This window comes from Mesorhizobium sp. M2A.F.Ca.ET.067.02.1.1, from assembly GCF_004023285.1.
In the GTDB taxonomy this organism is placed as follows: domain Bacteria; phylum Pseudomonadota; class Alphaproteobacteria; order Rhizobiales; family Rhizobiaceae; genus Mesorhizobium.
The window spans coordinates 1-743 of the sequence record NZ_RZSB01001311.1; the positions used below are offsets into that span (position 1 = coordinate 1).

The 743-nt window shown below is 62.4% G+C and carries 1 protein-coding gene; it reads right to left on the reverse strand.

Annotated features, from left to right (window positions below; all coding sequences use genetic code 11):
• Nucleotides 1-581: FAD-binding oxidoreductase (locus EOA28_RS37515; RefSeq protein ID WP_245501710.1), on the reverse strand; the 581-nt coding region annotated here is incomplete at its 3' end.
• Nucleotides 582-743: the final 162 nt, after the last annotated feature.

Here is a 743-nt window from a genome sequence, read left to right on the forward strand (position 1 = left end):
CTGTTGTTCTTGCGCAGACCAGAGAAGCCGTTCCACAGTTCGCCGTCCGCCAGCACGACTTCGAGACCGAGGATCAGGTCGCGTGCCATGCCATAGCGCAGCACGTTGACGCCGCCGGCATTGGTCGCCGCATTGCCGCCGATCTGGCAACTGCCTTGCGCGCCAAGCGCGAGCGGGAAGAGGCATTCTTGCGCCTCGCAGGCGTCCTTGATCGTCTGCAGCACGCAGCCGGCATCGGCTTGCAGGGTGAAGTTGCCGGCATCAATCTGCCGGATGGCGTTCAGCCGCTCCAGGCTCAAGACAACCAGGCCGCCGCCTTTGCTGTCGATCGCGCCTGATACCAGCCCGGTGTTGCCGCCTTGCGGAACGATGCCGAGCCCAAGCTCGTTGCACAAGCGCATCAGGGCCTGGACTTCGCCGACCGAGCCGGGCCGCAGCACGGCAAGCGCTTCGCCGCGATAATCGCCCGCCCAGTCGCCCAGATATTTCGCCATTCCAGCCGGCTCGGCGGCAATGCCGTTTCGGCCGACGGCGCCTTCCATGGCGCTGAGTATTTCCGGCGAGAGGCGATCAACGGTCATGGAGATTTATCGATATCAGGTGATACATATCATCCTACAACTTACTTCGAGTCAATCGCTCTTTTGTTCGGCGAACAGGTCATCGGCTCGTTCAAGGCAGGTGGACCTGACCATTGCGGCTGGCAAGCCGAGACTGCTCGGTAGGCCCTGCCTATGCACCGT